Origin of the sequence: Spectribacter acetivorans (assembly GCF_031846305.1) — a bacterium.
In the GTDB taxonomy this organism is placed as follows: Bacteria; Pseudomonadota; Gammaproteobacteria; order Nevskiales; family Salinisphaeraceae; genus Spectribacter; species Spectribacter acetivorans.
Genome location: NZ_JAVRHY010000004.1, coordinates 253,778 through 271,958, shown reverse-complemented (window position 1 = coordinate 271,958; position 18,181 = coordinate 253,778). Strand labels below are relative to the sequence as shown.

At 67.0% G+C, this 18,181-nt stretch carries 17 protein-coding genes; 12 read left to right on the top strand and 5 right to left on the bottom strand.

The annotated features are described in order from the left end of the window. Positions 1 to 77: 77 nt before the first annotated feature. Complete coding sequence (locus tag RM531_RS06590) at positions 78 to 1,370, bottom strand: NAD(P)/FAD-dependent oxidoreductase (RefSeq protein ID WP_311658194.1); 1,293 nt, start codon at positions 1,368 to 1,370, stop codon at positions 78 to 80. Further along, a complete protein-coding gene (locus RM531_RS06585) occupies positions 1,370 to 1,687 on the bottom strand; it encodes a c-type cytochrome (RefSeq protein ID WP_311658193.1) in 318 nt (105 codons plus the stop codon). Before RM531_RS06585 ends, RM531_RS06590 begins: the two co-directional genes overlap by 1 nt. 277 nt (positions 1,688 to 1,964) lie before the next feature. On the opposite strand from RM531_RS06585, the gene acs reads away from it, so the two are divergent. From acs to RM531_RS06540, 9 genes are all read left to right on the top strand, one after another. Further along, positions 1,965 to 3,917, top strand: a complete 1,953-nt coding sequence (gene acs, locus RM531_RS06580; RefSeq protein ID WP_311658191.1) for an acetate--CoA ligase — start codon at positions 1,965 to 1,967, stop codon at positions 3,915 to 3,917. Between the two features lie 3 nt (positions 3,918 to 3,920). Then, on the top strand, positions 3,921 to 4,256 hold the full coding sequence (locus tag RM531_RS06575) for a thioredoxin family protein (RefSeq protein WP_311658190.1): 336 nt from the start codon (positions 3,921 to 3,923) through the stop codon (positions 4,254 to 4,256). Further along, positions 4,253 to 4,636, top strand: a complete 384-nt coding sequence (locus RM531_RS06570) for a rhodanese-like domain-containing protein (RefSeq protein ID WP_311658189.1) — start codon at positions 4,253 to 4,255, stop codon at positions 4,634 to 4,636. The genes RM531_RS06575 and RM531_RS06570 overlap by 4 nt, the downstream gene beginning before the upstream one ends. A 122-nt stretch (positions 4,637 to 4,758) precedes the next feature. Beyond that, positions 4,759 to 5,112 carry a phasin family protein gene (locus RM531_RS06565; RefSeq protein ID WP_311658188.1) on the top strand — a complete coding sequence of 118 codons (354 nt, stop codon included), beginning with the start codon at positions 4,759 to 4,761 and terminating at the stop codon, positions 5,110 to 5,112. Positions 5,113 to 5,259: 147 nt separating this feature from the next. Continuing rightward, the gene (locus tag RM531_RS06560) at positions 5,260 to 7,038 is read left to right on the top strand and encodes a PHA/PHB synthase family protein (RefSeq protein ID WP_311658187.1); all 1,779 of its coding nucleotides are present in this window, start codon (positions 5,260 to 5,262) and stop codon (positions 7,036 to 7,038) included. 31 nt (positions 7,039 to 7,069) lie between these two features. After that, complete coding sequence (locus RM531_RS06555; protein ID WP_311658185.1) at positions 7,070 to 8,251, top strand: acetyl-CoA C-acetyltransferase; 1,182 nt, start codon at positions 7,070 to 7,072, stop codon at positions 8,249 to 8,251. 37 nt (positions 8,252 to 8,288) lie between these two features. Beyond that, positions 8,289 to 9,044, top strand: coding sequence for an acetoacetyl-CoA reductase (gene phbB / locus RM531_RS06550; RefSeq protein ID WP_311658184.1), 756 nt, complete (start codon positions 8,289 to 8,291; stop codon positions 9,042 to 9,044). A gap of 88 nt (positions 9,045 to 9,132) precedes the next feature. After that, positions 9,133 to 9,582 (top strand): polyhydroxyalkanoate synthesis repressor PhaR, encoded by a 450-nt coding sequence (gene phaR / locus RM531_RS06545; RefSeq protein ID WP_311658183.1) that lies wholly within the window; start codon positions 9,133 to 9,135, stop codon positions 9,580 to 9,582. A 268-nt stretch (positions 9,583 to 9,850) separates the two neighbouring features. After that, positions 9,851 to 10,846, top strand: coding sequence for an ABC transporter substrate-binding protein (locus tag RM531_RS06540; RefSeq protein ID WP_311658182.1), 996 nt, complete (start codon positions 9,851 to 9,853; stop codon positions 10,844 to 10,846). Positions 10,847 to 10,862: 16 nt separating this feature from the next. On the opposite strand, the gene RM531_RS06535 is transcribed toward RM531_RS06540, so the two are convergent. After that, positions 10,863 to 12,059, bottom strand: a complete 1,197-nt coding sequence (locus tag RM531_RS06535; RefSeq protein WP_311658181.1) for an acetyl-CoA C-acyltransferase — start codon at positions 12,057 to 12,059, stop codon at positions 10,863 to 10,865. A gap of 48 nt (positions 12,060 to 12,107) precedes the next feature. Further along, positions 12,108 to 12,875 carry a 3-hydroxyacyl-CoA dehydrogenase gene (locus tag RM531_RS06530; RefSeq protein ID WP_311658180.1) on the bottom strand — a complete coding sequence of 256 codons (768 nt, stop codon included), beginning with the start codon at positions 12,873 to 12,875 and terminating at the stop codon, positions 12,108 to 12,110. A 142-nt stretch (positions 12,876 to 13,017) separates the two neighbouring features. Between RM531_RS06530 and RM531_RS06525 the strand changes: the two genes are divergently transcribed. Genes RM531_RS06525 through RM531_RS06515 form a run of 3 tightly spaced genes read left to right on the top strand, consistent with a single transcriptional unit; the run spans position 13,018 to position 16,015 of the window. After that, positions 13,018 to 14,484, top strand: coding sequence for a patatin-like phospholipase family protein (locus RM531_RS06525; RefSeq protein ID WP_311658179.1), 1,467 nt, complete (start codon positions 13,018 to 13,020; stop codon positions 14,482 to 14,484). Beyond that, positions 14,481 to 15,494, top strand: a complete 1,014-nt coding sequence (locus tag RM531_RS06520) for an ion transporter (RefSeq protein ID WP_311658178.1) — start codon at positions 14,481 to 14,483, stop codon at positions 15,492 to 15,494. Before RM531_RS06525 ends, RM531_RS06520 begins: the two co-directional genes overlap by 4 nt. Further along, entirely contained in the window at positions 15,473 to 16,015 is a 543-nt protein-coding gene (locus RM531_RS06515) for a hypothetical protein (protein WP_311658176.1), read from the top strand. The genes RM531_RS06520 and RM531_RS06515 overlap by 22 nt, the downstream gene beginning before the upstream one ends. A 668-nt stretch (positions 16,016 to 16,683) precedes the next feature. On the opposite strand, the gene mgtE is transcribed toward RM531_RS06515, so the two are convergent. Continuing rightward, entirely contained in the window at positions 16,684 to 18,051 is a 1,368-nt protein-coding gene (gene mgtE, locus RM531_RS06510) for a magnesium transporter (protein WP_311658175.1), read from the bottom strand. Between the last annotated feature and the right edge of the window lie 130 nt (positions 18,052 to 18,181).

Below are 18,181 nucleotides of genomic sequence, written 5' to 3'. Positions count from 1 at the left end.
GGCTGAGCGCTGACGCGGCCGCATGAATGCCCCGGAACTGGTGCGTGGCGTCACGCAGTGACCCGCCGGCGCGACGGTTACGGCGTCGCCGGATTGCCGAAGGTATCGCGCACGATGTTGCGATACCAGCTGCGGGCATAGCCGGCCACCCGGGCCCGATCCTGCGGCGACGCGGCCAGCGGCGACGTGCCGCCGGTATCCGGGATCGCCGCGAAATGCGGGCCGTTAAGGTCGTAGACCTGCGACACGCTGATGCCGTGATCGGGGGTCACCAGGCTGTAGCAGGCGTTGATCAGTCGGGTACCGGCGAAGGTGTCGCCGGCCAGGCCGGCGGCAATGGCATGCGCGCAGATCTTGCCCTGCACGTTGGCGGCATAGCCGGACTTGGGCATCGGCCCGCCCTGGCAGGCATCGCCGAGCACGTGCACCCGGGGATGGCGGGTGGACTCGAAACTGCGGTGATCCACCGGCGCCCAGTCGCTGATGTCGGTCAGGTCGTTGTCGCGGGCAAGCGCCCCGGCGACCTGAGGCGGGATCACGTTGATCACGTCGGCACGGATACGCTCGCCGCCGGCGGTGATCAGCGTGCGCTTGCCGGCGTCCACCGCCACCACCGCGCCGCCCTGCGGCCGGCCGATCCATTCGATGCGCTCGCCGTAGTGCTCGGCCCAGCCGGCCCGGAACAGGGCCTCCTTGGAAAAATGATCCTTGGCGTCGAGCAGCAGCAGCTTGGCCCGGGGCTTGTGCTGTGTCAGAAAGTGGCCGATCAGGCTGGCCCGTTCGTAGGGCCCGGGCGGGCAGCGATAGGGGTTGGGCGGGATGGCGATGGCGACCACCCCGTCGTCCGGCATCGCCTGCAGCTGCTGACGCAGATTGGTGATCTGGTCGCGATCCGCGGTCCAGGCGTGGGGCAGGGCATCGGTCACCTTGGGTCCGTAGCCCTCGATCGGGAACCAGTCGAAATCGATGCCCGGGGCCACCACCAGATGATCGGCCTCCAGTTTCCCGCCATCAGGCAGGCGTACGCGCCGGGCGACCGGATCGAGTTCGCGGATGTCGGCGTGGATGACGTTCACGCCGGCCGCCGCCAGGGCCCGGTGATCGACCGTGATGGCCTCGATCGGATTGATACCGGCGACCACCGTGTTGCAGAAGGGGCCGGTCGCCAGCCGGGCCCGGCGCTCGATCAGCGTGACCGACACGCCCGGGGCGATTGCCCGCAGGTAACGGGCACAGGTGGCGCCGCCGAAGCCGCCGCCCACGATCACCACCCGGCCCCGGGCGCGATCCGCCGACCAGCCGGGCCCGATCAGGCCCAGGCCGGTCAGGCCGGCCGCGGCACGCAGGAGTTCGCGTCGGGACAGCCGCATCAGGGTGCCGGTTCCAGGTCGGCGAAGTAATCGGCCAGGCGGGCCAGCTCGCGCTCGCTATAGGCCGGGGCGATCCGGCTCATGACGCCGCCGGTTTCGTCGTCCCCCGAGAATGCCGCCATGCGGGCCAGAAAACGGTCACGCGGCATGCCGGCCAGATCGGGGATATCACCATCGGAGCGGCCGGCCGGTCCGTGGCAGCCGAAACAGGCCAGTGCCTGAGGCGGCGCTGGCGGCACGGCGTTCGGCCGCTCGCTGCAGCCGGTGGCGGCCGCCGCCAGCAGCATCACGCGTAGCAGATGGGTGGGCGTGTGCATGGTCGGTTTCCGATCCCCTTGAAGCCACCGTCGGTCTGGTTGTTCGTTGCGACCAAAGTCTTATGTTGCACCGCGCGTACGGTCGTGAGCCCAGCGTGACACTGTGTCACACTCGAACGGGTTTGACAGTTGCCGCGAGCAGGCGTGCCCCGGTACCGGGCGGGTCATGGCACGCAACGTGCAAAAGGCACGTCAGCCGGCGGTATGGCGCATACAACCGCCCGGATCAAACAAGACATACGCGAGACGCAAACGGAATCGGAGGCGAAAGACAGACATGGCGAGCAATCAGATTGAATCGGTCCTCAAGGAAAACCGCACCTTTGCCCCGCCGCAGAAGTTCATCGACAACAGCGTGCTCAGTCAGGCGGATTTCGATGCGCTGAACGCCCGGGCGGAGGAAGATCACGCCGGCTTCTGGGGCGAACTCGCCCGCGCCGAAATCGACTGGCAGCAGGACTTCGGCCAGGCGCTGGATGACAGCGACGCGCCGTTCTTCAAGTGGTTCGTGGGCGGCAAGCTCAACGTGTCGCACAACTGCATCGACCGCCATCTGGCCGACAAGGCCGACAAGCTGGCCTTCATTTGGGAGAACGACGCCGGTGACGAAGTCCGCCGCATCACCTTCCAGGAATTCCACGACGAGGTCTGCCGCTTCGCCAACGGGCTCAAGGCGCTCGGCGTGGGCAAGGGCGACCGGGTGGTCATCTACATGCCGATGGTGCCGGAAGCGGTGTACGCCATGCAGGCCTGCGCCCGCATCGGCGCCATCCACTCGGTGGTGTTCGGCGGGTTTTCTTCCGAGGCCCTGCGCGATCGCATCAACGACGCCGAGGCCAAGCTGCTGATCACCGCGGACGGCAACCTGCGCGGCGGCAAGGAAGTGCCGCTCAAGTCCATGACCGACAAGGCCCTGGACGCGGGCTGCCCGTCGATCGAGAAATCCGTGGTGCTGCTGCACGCGGGTCTCGACGTCGGCATGAACCCGGACCGTGACATCAGCTGGGCCGACGTGGTCGCCGGCCAGTCCACCGAGTGCGAACCCGAATGGGTGGATGCCGAGCATCCGCTGTTCATCCTCTACACCTCCGGGTCCACCGGCAAACCCAAGGGTGTTCAGCATTCCACCGGCGGCTATCTGCTGGGCGCGATCATGACCAACAAGTGGGTGTTCGACCTGCACGCGGACGACATCTACTGGTGCACCGCCGATGTCGGCTGGATCACCGGTCACACCTATATCTGCTACGGCCCCACCGCGGTGGGGGTCACCCAGATCATGTTTGAGGGCGTGCCCACCTATCCCGACGCCGGGCGCTTCTGGCGCATGGTGCAGGATCACAACGTCACGATCTTCTACACCGCGCCCACCGCCATCCGCGCGCTGATGAAGGCCGGCGACGACATTCCGAAGGATTACGACCTGTCCTCGCTGCGGCTGCTGGGCACGGTGGGCGAGCCGATCAACCCGGAAGCCTGGATGTGGTACCGCGAGACCATCGGCAAGAACAACTGCCCGATCGTGGATACCTGGTGGCAGACCGAGACCGGCAGCATCATGATCTCGCCGCTACCCGGCCAGACCACGCTCAAGCCCGGCTCCTGCACCCGGCCGCTGCCGGGCATCGCCGCCACCATCTACGACGAGGAGGGCAACGAGGTTACCCAACCCAACGTCGGCGGTTATCTGGTGGTCACCAAGCCCTGGCCGTCGATGCTGCGCACTGTCTGGGGCGATGATCAGCGGTTCAGGGACGCCTACTTCTTCAAGTTCGGGAATCACGTCTACATCGCCGGCGACTCCGCCCAGCGCGACGATGATGAGTACTTCTGGATTCTGGGCCGCATCGACGACGTGGTGAACGTGTCCGGCCATCGGCTGGGCACCATGGAGGTGGAGTCCGCCCTGGTGGCCCACAAGGCGGTGGCGGAAGCCGCGGTGGTGGGTTTCCCGCACGAGGTCAAGGGCGAGGCGATCATGGCTTTCGTGGTCCTCAAGTCCGGCTATGCCGACGAGGAGGGCCTGGATCAGGAACTGCGCAAGCATGTCACCGAGCAGTTGGGCGCGCTGGCCCGGCCGGAGGAGGTGCGCATTGCCGAAGGTCTGCCCAAGACCCGCTCGGGCAAGATCATGCGGCGTCTGCTCAAGTCCATCGCCAAGGGCGAGGACATCACCCAGGACACCTCCACGCTCGAGAACCCGGCGATTCTCGATCAGTTGCGGGGGTAGGCGATGACGGGGACGACGCGGTTGACGCCGCAGGCACTCGAGCAGCGGCTGGCCGATGGCGGCCGGCCGCTGCTGGTCACCTTCGTCAAGCCGGACTGCCCCTGGTGCGAGCGGCAGTTGCCCCAGCTGGAGGAACTGGCCACGCAGTGGGCGGACCGGGTGGACCTCGTCCTGGTCGACCTGGCGGACGACCCCTCGCTGGTGCAGACCCATGAGTTGCGTGGCGCACCGACCCTGATGCTGTTTCAGGGCGGCCAGCGTGTCGGCGTCAAGAACGGGTTCCAGCGCCGGCAGCAACTCGATGCCTTTCTGCAGCACCACATGGGAGATACCGCATGAGCGAGGCCGTCACCGCTGCCGCGATGGTGGAAGCCGCCGAGCGTGATATCCGGACGCTGAGCGTGGACGAAGCCGCCGACTGGCTCGGGCGCGAGGATGTCCTGTTCGTGGACGTGCGCGACATCCGCGAGCTGGACCGTGACGGGCGCATTCCCGGCGCCTATCACTGCCCGCGCGGCATGTTGGAGTTCTGGCTGGACCCGGCTTCGCCGTATCACAAGCCCGATCTCGCGGCCGCGCCACAGCTGCTGTTCTTCTGCCGCAGTGGCTGGCGTTCGGCCCTGGCGGCACACACCGCGTATCGGATGGGTCGTGACGATGCGGCGCATATCGCCGGCGGGTTCGAGGCCTGGCGGGATGCCGGCCATCAACTCGCATGATTTCCGCATCGCAAAAAATATTGTCCCGATGGGTTGAAATGGTAGTCAAAAATACCTATAAAGAAAGCGTGAGTATTTTGCATCGCAAAATACGAGCGTGTTTAAACCAAACGGGTGATGCCATGATCAACGGATTCGATGACGTGATGAATGCCGGCAAGCAAGTGTTCGAGCCTGCGGTTCGTGCCGCCGATATCGGCGTGGATGCCATGGGCACGCTGGTGGAAGCCCAGCTGCGCCTGGCGGATGCCTGGGTCAGCGCCGGCGCTGCGCGGTGCAAGGCAGTGGCCGACGGCGACTGGCAGGACGACAGCGCCATGACCGCGCTGAGTGAGGCCGGCACCGGTTATGTCGAAACCCTGCGTACCACCACGACCGATACCGGCAATGCGCTGCAGGCGCTGGGCCGGGAAACGATGGCGGGCTGGTGGCAGCGGTTCGACGACTTCCGGGCGGACGCTCAAGCCGGCGTCTGACCGGCTCGAAAGGCCGCGAAGGCCGGCGGTTGACGCCGTCGGCCTTCGCGACCCGCGGCCCCGGAGAGGGCCGGCCGGCGCCGATGGTGCCGGTGACAATCAATACAGGCAGACCGCCATCAGGCGGCACACGATCAGGGTGCGAGGATGACCGACCAACCTGCCGACATGGCCACGGCCGGCGCCATGACCGATCTGGTCAGTAGCCGCTGGCTGAGCGACCGCATTGCCGAGCGCATCGATCGCGCCGCCGGCGCGGCGGTGGCGCGTGCCAGCGCGGGTCTGCCGTTGCCGCGGATCCTGCTGGCGTATGCCGACTGGGCGATGCATCTGGGCCTGTCGCCCGGCAAGGTGGGGCAACTGGTCGAGGCCTGGGCGCGTCAGTATCGCCGCATGGGCCGATTCACCCTCAACACCATGATTCGGGGCCCGTCGGCTCCCCGCGAAGTGGAGCCGGAGGCCGGCGACCGTCGCTTTGCTGATGAGGGCTGGCGCAATCCGCCGTTCGCGCTGCTGGAACAGGCCTTTCTGCTGCGCCAGGAGTGGTGGCGCGAGGCCACCACCGGCGTGCGCGGGGTCTCCGACCAGGACGCGGCGCTGGTGCGTTTCTTCACCGATCGTCTGCTGGACAGCATCGCGCCCGGCAACTTCCCGCTGACCAACCCGCAGGTGCTGCGCACCACCTGGCAGGAGAAGGGCGCCAACCTGCTGCGGGGGGCGCGCAATCTGGTGCGCGATGTCTACCGTGACAAGACCGGCCAGCCGCCGGCGGCGCTGGCCGATTTCAGGGTGGGCGAGAATCTGGCGACCACGCCGGGCCGGGTGGTGTACCGCAACCGGTTGATCGAACTGATCCAGTACGAACCCACCACCAAGCGGGTGCACCCGGAACCGGTGCTGATCGTGCCGGCCTGGATCATGAAGTTCTACATCCTGGACCTGGCCGAGGGCCAGTCGATGGTCCGCTACCTGCTCGACCAGGGCCACACGGTGTTCATCGTGTCCTGGAAGAATCCGGATGCCGGCGACCGCGACCTGGGCATGGACGACTACCGCAGCCTGGGACCGATGGCCGCGCTGGATGCCATCGGCGACCTGCTGCCCGCACGGTCGGTACACGCCATGGGCTACTGCGTGGGCGGCACGCTGATGTCGATAACCGCTGCCACCATGGCCCGCGACGGGGACGATCGCCTGGCATCGCTCACTCTGCTGGCTGCGCAATCCGACTTCACCCTGGCCGGCGAGCTCAAGCTGTTCATCAACGAGGCGCAGCTGACCTGGCTGGATCATCTGATGAACCGCAAGGGCGTGCTCGAGAAGGATCAGATGGCCGGCGCCTTCAAGCTGCTGCGGGCCAGCGACATGGTCTGGCAGCCGTTCGTGGACAACTACCTGCTCGGCGCCGACGGCCGCGGCATCCCCCTGATGGCCTGGAATGCCGACGCCACCCGCATGCCCTACCGCATGCACACGGAATACCTGCGCCGGCTTTATCTGCACAACGAGCTGGCCCAGGGGCGGTATCTGGTGGACGGCCGTCCGATCGCGATCAGGGACATCCGCGTGCCGATCTTCGCCGTGGGCACCGAAACCGACCACATCGCCCCCTGGCACTCGGCCTACAAGATCTGTCTGCTGTCGCAGACCGACGACCTGACCTTCCTGCTGACCAGCGGTGGCCACAACGCCGGCATCATCACCCCGCCGGGCCACCCGCGCCGGCGCTATCGCCAGTACCGCTGGGGCCCGGATGACCGTTATCTGTCCCCGGACGAATTCTGCGAGCGGGCCGAGCCCGAGCAAGGCTCCTGGTGGCCGGCCTGGCAGGCCTGGCTGGCGGGGCATTCCGGCAACAAGGTGGCGCCGCCGGCCCTGGGCGATTCCCTGGCGGACGCCCCCGGCACCTACGTTCACCAGCGCTAACCGCTAACCGATTTGCAAGGAGAGTGAAACCATGACCCAACAGGCAGTCATCGTCGCCGCGAAGCGCACCGCCATCGGCAGCTTCGGCGGCACCCTGGCCGGCATCCCCGCGACCGAGCTGGGCAGCCATGTCATTCGCGGCCTGCTCGCTGACACCGGCGTGGAAGGCAAGCAGGTGGACGAGGTGGTGCTCGGCCAGGTACTCACCGCCGGCGTTGGTCAGAACCCGGCCCGGCAGGCGTCGATCAACGCCGGCCTGCCCGACAGCGTGCCGGCCATGACCATCAACAAGGTCTGCGGCAGCGGCCTGCGCTCGGTAATGCTGGCGGCCCAGTCCATCGCCCTGGGCGATGCCGACATCGTGATCGCCGGTGGGCAGGAGAACATGAGCGCGGCCCCGCACGTGCTGCCCGGCTCGCGTAACGGCACCAAGATGGGCGACGCCAAGCTGGTGGATTCGATGATCTCCGACGGCCTGTGGGATGCGTTCAACAGCTTCCACATGGGCGTGACCGCCGAGAATCTGGCGAAGAAATACAACATTTCCCGCGAGGAACAGGATGCCTTTGCCGCCACCTCCCAGCAGCGGGCCGAGGAGGCGCTCAAGCACGGCCGCTTCGAGGATGAGGTGATCCCGGTGGATGTGCCCCAGCGCAAGGGCGATCCGGTGCCCTTCGACCGCGATGAATTCCCGCGCGCGGGCGTGACCGCCGAGGGCCTGGCCGGCATGAAGCCCGCCTTCCAGAAGGACGGCACGGTCACCGCCGCCAATGCCTCGGGCCTGAATGACGGGGCCGCGGTGGTGATGGTGATGAGCGAGACCCGCGCCAATGCACTGGGTCTGACCCCGCTGGCGCGCATCGCTGCCTACGGCAACGCCGGGGTGGATCCGGCGATCATGGGCATCGGGCCGGTTCCGGCCACCAAACGCTGTCTGTCACGGGCCGGCTGGCAGGTGCAGGACCTGGAACTGGTCGAGGCCAACGAGGCCTTCGCCGCCCAGGCCCTGGCGGTCACCCGAGAACTGGAATGGGACCTCGACCGGGTCAACGTCAACGGCGGGGCCATTGCCCTGGGGCACCCGATCGGCGCCTCGGGCTGCCGCATTCTGGTGACGCTGATCCACGAAATGATCAAGCGCGATGTGCACAAGGGCCTGGCCACGCTGTGCATCGGTGGCGGCCAGGGTGTAGCGGTGGCGCTGGAGCGCTAGCAACCGAGCCATCAATAAAGGAGGAGAGGGGCGAGACATGAAGATCAATCTCAAGGACAGGGTGGCGTTGGTCACCGGCGCGAACGGGGCCATCGGCCGCATGATCTGCCACTACCTGGGCAACGCCGGCTGCAAGCTGCTGGCCGGCCACGCCGGTTTCCACAAGGACGTGGCCGAGCAGCTGGTGGCCGACGAGAAGAAGGAGGGCTGCCAGATCAAGCTGCTGGAGTTCGACGTGTCCGATTTCGAGGCCACGAGGGCCGCCATCGCCGAGGGCGAGGCGGAGTTCGGGCCGGTGGATATACTGGTCAATGTGGCCGGCATCACCAAGGACAAGCCGCTCAAGAAGATGGACCCGGAGACCTGGCAGAAGGTCATCGACATCAATCTCGGCGGCATCTACAACTGCACCCGCAACGTGATCGAGGGGATGAGCGACCGCGGCTGGGGCCGGGTGATCAACATCAGCTCGATCAACGGCCAGAAGGGGCAGTTCGGCCAGGCCAACTACTCGGCCGCCAAGGCCGGCGTACACGGCTTCACCATGGCCGTGGCCCGGGAAGTGGCGCGCAAGGGCGTGACCGTGAACACCATCTCGCCGGGCTACATCGACAGCCCCATGATCCGGGCAGTACCCGATGACATCCGCGCCGGTATCGAGGCCGAAATCCCCGTCGGCCGCTTCGGCCAGCCCGAGGACATCGCCAGCATGGTGACGTTCGCGGCCTCGGAGCAGGCGGCCTGGATCACCGGGGCCGACTTCACGGTCAACGGCGGTCACTTCATCCACTGACCGGCGATGCGGCGGCAGTTCTGCCGGACTGCCGCCGCCGTGGCCGGGCGGTTTTGCACCCCCGTCGGGCGGGGCGGATAATCCGGTCATGCGCGTGATCCGAAAATATCCCAATCGCCGCCTCTACGACACCGAAACCGGCCAGTTCATCAATCTTGGCCAGTTGCGCGAGATGGTGGAACAGGGGGTGGCGCTGGAAGTCCGTGACAAGGCCACCGGCGACGACATCACGCGCGCGCTCATGCTGCAGATCATCGTCGACGCCGAGGATCAGGGCCGGCCCATTCTCAGCCAGACGCTGCTGCAGAATCTGATCCGCTTCCGCGGCCATGCCCTGCAGGACTACATGACTGCCTATCTGGAGCAGAGCGTGGCGCTGTTCATCGATCAGATCGACGATGTGCACAGCCGCGTGGGCGACATGATCGAGCGCGGCCCCTGGGGCGCCATGGCCGAACTGGGTCGGCGGAATATGGCATGGTGGTCGCCCTGGCAGGATCGCGCCGGGCGTAGCTCGCGGGACGAGGAATCGGACTGAGGGTCCGTGATCTGTTGCGGGAACGCACCACTGCGCCGTCGACCTGTCATGGCATTGGCGCAGGCAGACCCGTACCGGGTTCGTTTTCCGCAATCATCGAGGCATTTCCGGTTTGGCAGGGAGTTTGCTCAATCGTTGGCGGAGTGAGTATCGGAACGTCGGCCCCGTTCGGGCCGGCGCCTCCGTGCACTTCACTCCTCTCCCGCCAAATCGCGGCGTTCCGGCCGGCCCGACGAGTCAGTACTCCCGTCGGCCGGCCGGTCTCTTGGTGGCGTTGGGGCATTGGCTGCGCCGGCTGCTGGTGACCGGTTGCCTGCTGCCGCTGCTCATCGCCTGTAGCGACGACGCATCCCTTCAGACCCTGCGCGTGGGCGTGCTCGAATACGGCACGGTCAACTGGGAACTCACGGTGATCCGCGACCGGGGATTGGCCCGCGAGCGGGGCATCCGTCTGGAACTGCTGCCCATGGCCTCGGAATCCGCCATGACCGAGGCGCTGGCCGATGACCGGGTGGACCTGATCGTGTCCGACTGGCTGTGGGCCGCGCGCCAGCGGGCCAGCGGCCAGCGCTACCAGTTCGCGCCCTACTCACTTGCGGTAGGCGCGGTCATGGTCAACCCCGGGGCCGACATCGACGAACTGGCGGACCTGGTGGACCGGGATCTCGGTATCGCCGGCGGCCGTCTGGACAAGACTTGGCTGTTGCTGCGGGCCTATGCCGACCGTCAGGCCTCGATGGATCTTGAAACGCGGGTGCGGCCGCGTTTCGAATCGCCGCCGACGGTCAACCAGATGATGCTGGATGGCGAGCTGCCGGCCGCCATCAACTACTGGCACTACAACGCCCGGCTACAGGCCCTGGGCATGTCGCCGCTGATCACCCTGGGCGAGCTGTTTTCCGAGCTCGGCGTGGCCATGTCGCCACCGGTGCTCGGCTGGGTGTTCAAGCAGGACTGGGCGGACGCCAACGCGCCGTTATTGCAAGACTTCCTGGCCGCCAGTTTCGAGGCCAAGTCGATCCTGGCGGCGTCCGATACACCATGGCAGGGCATCCGGGAGCTGGTGAAACCGGAAACCCGTGCCGTCTTTGCCGCCATCCGGGAGGGTTATCGCGAAGGCATTCCGCGCGAGTACGGGCCGGCGCAGATTGAAGCCGCCGAGCAGGTGTTCGATATTCTCGCCGCCGAAGCCGGCGAGGAACTGGCCGGCGAACTCGATACGCTGCCGGACGACCTGTTCTGGCCGGGATTCCGCCTGCCCTGAGGCCGGCGCCGCCGGTTTACAGCCGTTCCACCGCCAGGGCCGTGGCCTCACCGCCGCCGATGCACAGCGACGCCATGCCGCGATCCACGCCCCGCGCTGCCATCGCCGCCAGCAGCGTCACCACGATGCGGGTGCCCGAGGCGCCGATCGGATGGCCCAGCGCGCAGGCGCCGCCGTTGACGTTGACCCGGTCCGCGGGCAGATCAAACTCCTGCATCGCGGCCATGGTGACCACCGCGAACGCCTCGTTGATCTCGTAGAGCCCCACGTCGCCGGCCGACCAGCCGGTGGCGTCGAACAGCTTGTGCATGGCACCCACCGGGGCGGTAGTGAACCAGCCGGGCTCATGGGCATGGCTGGTGTGGCCCACGATGCGCGCCAGCGGCGTCAGGCCCAGCGCCCGGGCCCGGCTTTCGCGGACCATTACCACCGCCGCGGCGCCATCGGAAATGGAGCTGGCGTTGGCGGCGGTGATGGTGCCGTCCGGCTTGAAGGCGGGCTTGAGGCCTGGAATCTTGTCGGTGTTGGTGGCGAAGGGCTGCTCGTCACGGTCGACGGTGTGGCTGCCCTTGCGGGTGGTGATCTCCACCGGTATCAGCTCGGCGTCGAAATCGCCGCTTTCGCTGGCCCGGCGGGCCCGCTCGAGTGACGACACCGCGAAGGCGTCCTGCGCCTCGCGCGAGAACGCGTACTTGTCGGCACAGTTCTCGGCGAAGCTGCCCATCAGCCGGCCCCGGTCGTAGGCGTCCTCCAACCCGTCCAGGAACATGTGGTCCTTGATCTCGCCGTGGCCCAGGCGGTAGCCGCCGCGGGCCTTCGCGAGCAGATAGGGGGCGTTGGACATGCTTTCCATGCCCCCGGCCACCATCACGTCGGCGCTGCCCGCCAGCAGCAGATCGTGCGCCAGCATCATCGCCTTCATGCCGGAGCCGCACATCTTGTTGACGGTGGTGCAGCCCGCACCCTGCGGCAGTCCGGCGCCCAGGCTGGCCTGGCGCGCCGGGGCCTGGCCCTGTCCGGCCGACAGGACGTTGCCCATGATCACTTCCTGTACCTGCGCGGCGTCCAGGCCCGCGCGCTCGACCGCGGCGCGAATGGCGGCGGCACCGAGTTCACCGGCCGACAGCGTGCTCAGGCTGCCCATGAGGCCACCCATGGGGGTGCGCGCCATGCCGGCGATGACGACGGGATCGTTGGTTGCAGGTTGGGTCATGATCGTCCTGTCAGATTGGATGGTGTTGAATCGGGTAGGCGCACAATCCTACTTGGGCTGCATCCGGATCGCCCCGTCCAGACGGATGGTGGTGCCGTTGAGCACCGGGTTCTCGATGATGTCGCGGGCCATGCGGGCGTACTCGGAAGGCAGACCCAGCCGCGGCGGGAACGGCACCTGCTTGCCCAGCGACTCGCGCACGTCCTCTGGCAGGCCGGCCATCATGGGCGTGTCGAACAGGCCCGGGGCGATGGTCATAACGCGGATGCCGTCGCGGGCCAGTTCCCGGGCGATGGGCAGGGTCATGCCCACCACGCCGCCCTTGGAGGCGGAATAGGAGGCCTGGCCGATCTGGCCCTCGAACGCGGCAACCGACGCGGTGTTGATGATCACGCCCTTCTCGCCGCCGGCGTCCGCTTCGCCTCTGGCCATGGCTTCCGCGGCCAGCCGGATCATGTTGAAACTGCCGATCAGGTTGATCTCGATCACCTTGGAAAACTTTTTCAGATCCATCGGGCCGTCCTTGCCCAGCACCTTGGCCGGGATGCCGATGCCGGCGCAGTTGACCAGGCCGTGCAGACCGCCGAATTCGCTGACGGCCAGCTCGACTGCCGCGCGACCGTCTTCCTCCTGCGTGACATCGCAGCGCGCGAACCGAACGGCATTGCCCAGCGCGTCGGCCAGGGCCTGACCGGCCTCGGCGTTCACGTCCGCAATCACGGCCCGCCCGCCCTGTTCGACGATGGCGCGAACCGTGGCCTCGCCGAGGCCGGAGCCGCCCCCGGTGACGATGAAACAGCGGTCGGCAATCTGCATGGTGGGTTCTCCTGAACGGTGCGTAATAACGGCGGCGTTTTTACCGCAGTTGGGTGGCGTTGACCACCCGCCGGGGTTGACTTCGGGGCCGGATTCGCCTGCTATGCGTGCTTTCGCACGACTTTTGTCTGGGGGGAAGACGTTGTCCGCCGCCGAGTTATCCACCGACCGGGATAGCCAGCGACTGCAGCTGCAGCGCATGGAACGCGCCCTGGTCCGGGCGCGCCTGGCCCGACCGCAGGACCTGTCCGAGACCGATTACCAGTGCCTGCGCTACGCCATGGGGCTGGCGCGAATTCACCGATTCACGCCCCGGGGCAGCAAGCGCGACGTGCGCATCAATCTCGGCGCCAACGCTACGCTGGCGGACTGGCTGCTGGCACATCTGTATGCGCCGCTGCGCAGTGCTGCCAGCGACAGCGAGCGACTGGCCACCTGTGTGCAGGCCATGCCCCGGGTGCGCGAACTCACCGCCCGGGCCCGCGAGGCGCTGCTGGCCAGCCACCCGGATGATTTCGACGCCGCCGCGCTCGACCGCGAGGCCGGCCACCGGGCGTTCGTGAGCGTGGCCGGCGGCGGGGGCGGTGCGGGTTACGTCTATCTGGGCGCCTACGCCCGCCTGATGGCGGCCGACCTGACGCCGGATTACATGGTGGGCAACTCGATCGGCGCGGTGATGGGGTTGTTCCGGGCCGCCCGGCGCCGTATCGAGGTGGACGAATATCTGGCATTCGCCAAATCGCTGAGCCGCGCCGACGTGTTCACCGCCGGCCGCCGCCGGGCGGATCTGTGCCTGCCGGGGCTGCTGCAACTGCATCTCAAGGTGCTGCATTCGCGCTTTGTTACCGGCGATCACCGCCGGCCCCTGCGGCTGGACGAGATGGAGATTCCGCTGGACCTGATCGTGGCCGGGGTGCGCCGGCGCTCGCTCGAGCGCATGCCGGACGACGTGCGTGAGCCGGAGTCCGGGGCCTCGCGGCTGCTGCCCTTCTCCATGAAGCTGGCCTCGCGGCTGTGGCGGCTGGCCAGTTTCTTCAGTCCGACGCTGGTCAAGCCGCTGGTATTCGGCCGCGACCAGGACACCCGCTCGCTGCACGCGGTGGACGTGGTGGGCTTTTCCGCGGCGGTGCCGACGATCCTGCAGTACGAGCTGCGCGGTCGCGCGGGCACCAGCCGCGAGATATTCGCGGAGCTGATGAATCGCCACGATCTCAGCGCGCTGGTCGATGGCGGGGTGGCGGACAACGTGCCGGCCCGGGCCGCCTGGGAAGGCGTGGAATCCGGCCGCATCGGCACCCGCAACGCCTACTATCTGGCCTTCGACTGCTTTCAGCCGAAATGGGAACCCAAGCACCTGTGGCTATGGCCGATCTCGCAGGCGGTCCAGATGCAGATGCGGTCCAATCGGGTTTACGCTGACTCCATGGTGCGCTTTTCCCCCACCCTGTCGCCGATCAACCTGGTGCCGGCGGCTGCGTCGCTGGACCAGGCCTTCCAGTGGGGCTGGGATCAGATGGACGCCCGGCTGCCCGAGGTGACGGCCATGCTCCAGCCGGCGACCTGGGAAGCGGCGGGCCGGCCCGCCGTGAGCGCCGAGGCGGTTTCGTGAGCCGGGCGCCGGTCATTCGGCCGAGTGGCCGGGGCACGCTCGCCTGGGCCGGGCTGGCCTGGGACCTGACCGTGCTCGCCCTGGTAGCGATCAATCTCGGGCTGATCCTCTTCGACAGCCTGTTCGTGATCGAGACCTTCGCCGCTGGTGTCGCCTGGCTCTCGCCGGCGGTGCATGACTGGTATGCCGCCACCGTGCACGAGCATTTCGCCACCATCGATCTCTACTTCGTGGCCATCTTCATTGCCGACGTGCTGATCGGCTGGGGCCTGGCCATCTGGTATCAGCGCTACCACCGCTGGTTCTTCTATCCCTTCGTGCACTGGTACGACGTGCTCGGCTGCATTCCGCTGGCCGGTTTCCGCTGGTTGCGCGTGCTGCGCGTGCTGGCTCTGGGCATCCGTCTGCAGCGGCTGGGGCTGATCGACGTCCGTCAGTGGCGGGCCTATGCGTTCGCCAAGAAGTACTACGACATCCTGGTGGAAGAGGTCTCCGACCGGGTGGTGGTGAACGTGCTCGATGGCATCCAGGAGGAGGTGCGTAGCGGCGGCAAGGATCTGACCACCCGCGTGCTCCAGGAGATCATCCAGCCCCGCCGGCAGCAGCTGGTCAACGTGATCAGCCAGCGCATCGAGGCGGCCGTGACCAAGGCCTACGGCGACAATCGCGACGAGATCCAGGGCTACGTCAGCAAGCTGGTCAATCGCGCGGTGTCGGACAACGTCGCCATCGCCGGCGTGGAGCGCGTGCCGATGCTGGGCGCGGCAGTGACACGCAGCCTGGAATGGGCCATCCGTGATGCCGTCAACAGCGTGCTCGACGAAGCCGTCACCGGCCTGGAGTCGGACGAGTTCGACGACATGGTCCAGCACATTGCCGACAGCGTCCTGGCCCAGCTGCTGGAAACACAGGCCAGCGTCAGCCCCGATATCAACGAGGCGATTGTCGAGGTGGTGGAGCTGCTCAAGGAGCAGGTACGGGTACAGCGGTGGAAGGAAACCTACGCCTGAACGACGCCGCGAGACTTGCGCTGGCGGGTGCCGCCGCGCTGCTTGCCGCCGGTTGTATGCAGCGCGCGCCGACCTATGACGAGCCGATTGTCGGGCCGCAGGCCACGCTGACCTATACCAGCAATCGATTGGGCGAGGGTTTCATGGGGCGGGCCGTGGGCGTGAGCGGCTTGTACCTGTTCGCCAAACCGAGTTTCTGCAGTCGGCAGCGTCGGCCGCTCGGCGATATCCGCCAGGTTGATTATGAGCAGCCGGAGAGCAGGGTAACGCTGCCGGCCAATCAGCCGCTTGCCGTGGAACTGTTCTGGCAGGGAACCGAAGACCGCAAGTGCCTGATCGACGATCTGGCATTCCTGGCGGATCCGGGGGCCGAGTACCGCTTGATCAACAACGTGGACCTGGAAGCCGGGCGCTGCCGAATCACGGTCGAGAAGCGGCAGGCGGATGGCAGTTTTCGGCGGCTCGGGCGGCCGCCTTCCATGGGGGAGGCTTGTCGGGCCGAGCGGGGGCGTGGCAACTAATGCCGGCCATTATGGCGGTGATCGCCCGGCCTGAATGCTTGCCCGAAAATATAAGAATTTCGCCCTGAAGGGCGAGTCTCTTTTCTTTGCGTCGCCAAAGAAAAGACACGAAAAGAAAGGCGACCCGGACCGCTTGCCCCTCGGTCAGCGAAGGCTGACCGAGGGGTGCCCGCCTGGCCGCCGGGCCATGGCCGGGTCGCGCCGACGGCACCTCCGTGTGCCGGCGGCGCTAAGCCGGACGTCCTGTCCGGCTTACCCTATGGCCCGCCGGCCAGGCGGCAAGCGCTAACGGGAGGGAAGAAGCGATCTCACCCGGCTGTGGCACCTTTTCTTCATTCCCGTCGGGACGAGCCGAGCACTGCAGGGCGGCGAGGTTCCCGGCCCGAAGGGGCGCGCCCAGGACGGGCGCGCGGTTTTCGCCGGGTCATGGATGATCCGTCGAAACACCCCCTCGCTGACCGAAGCGCACAGGGCATCCTGCCTCGAACCCCGTTCGAGGCAGGACTCGCCCGCCGGGAGCGTTTCTTTGGTGACTTTCTTGTCGCACAAGAAAGTCACCCGGCCCGCTTCAGCGGGGCGGAATCTTCTTTCGCCTACGACGATTCGGGATTTCTGAATCGCCGAAAAGTTTCCGCTTATTCCGGTCTGCGGGGCAGTCTGAGTTTTAGTCAGAGCAGCAACAACGTCCCCATCCCCAGAAACAACCCGAAACCCACAATATCGGTAATCGTGGTCAACACCACGGTACCGGCCAGAGCCGGATCGATGCCCATCTTGCGCATCAGCAGCGGCAGGCCCACGCCGGCCACGGCTGCGCCGATCTGATTGAATATCAGAGCGGTGCCGATCACTACGCCCAGGGTGATATTGCCGAACCAGATATAGGCCACCACGCCCACGACCAGGCCCCAGGTGACGCCGTTGATCATCGCCACCGCCAGTTCCTTGAAGAACAACGTGCGGGCATTGGAGAACGCGATCTGTCCCATGGCCAGACCGCGGATCATGATGGTCAGCGTCTGACTGCCGCCGATGCCGCCCATGGAGGCGACGATGGGCATCAGCACCGCCAGCGCGACCACTTCGGAGAGGGTGGCCTCGAACAGGCCCACGACCTGGGCGGCGAGAAATGCCGTGAACAGGTTGATGCCCAGCCATACCGCGCGCCGACGGGCACTGCGGGCGATGGGGGCGAACACGTCCTCCTCCTCGTCGAGGCCGGCCATGCTCATGATGCTGTGCTCGGCCTCGTCGCGGATCACATCGACCACGTCGTCGATGGTGATGCGGCCGACCAGCCGCTCGTTATCGTCCACCACCGGGGCGGAGATCAGGTCGAGATCCTGGAAGCGCTTGGCCACCTGGCTGGCCGGCATGTCGACGAGCAGGCCTTCCACCGAGGTGTCCATGACTTCGGAGACGTCGCGTTCCGGGTCGAGCGTCACCAGGCGGGCCAGCGACAGCATGCCTAGGTAACGGCCGTAGCGGCTGACCACGAACAGAGTGTCGGTCTGGTCCGGTAGCTGGGCGCGCTGGCGCAGGTAGCGGGCCACCACGTCCAGCGACACGTCCGGGCGCACCGTGACCGTGTCGGTATTCATCAGACCGCCGGCGGAGTCGGCCGGGTAGGACAGCACCGATTCCAGGCGCTCGCGGTTCTGCTGGTCCATGGACCGCAGAACCTGCTGGGTGACCGTCTCCGGCAGGTCCTCGAGCAGGTCCGCCAGGTCGTCCATTTCCAGGCCGTCGGCGGCGGCCAGCAGGACGTCGTCGTCCAGGCCCTCGATCAGCTGGCTGCGGACCTCGTCGTTGACGTGCAGCAGCACCTCGCCGTGATCGTCGTCGGGCACCAGGCCCCACACGAGCATGCGCTTGGTGCGCGGCACGCCCTCGAGCAGCAGCGCGGTCTCGGCGGGATGCAACGAATGCAGCAGGGGCTTGAGCCGGCGCATGCGGCCGGATTCCAGCACCTCATGCAGGTATTGCAGGCGGGCCTCGGAGGCCGTGGACTCGTCGAGTTGCGCGGCTTCGGTCATGCCTGTCGGGCTCGGTCGCGGGACGCGTGGGGACTGCGTGAAGGTACCGGTAATGACGGCAGGCGTCTATTGCCGCCTGCCGCCCGCTTCAGGTTTCGGGTTTCAAGTTTCGAGAAGAAGAAAGGCGCGA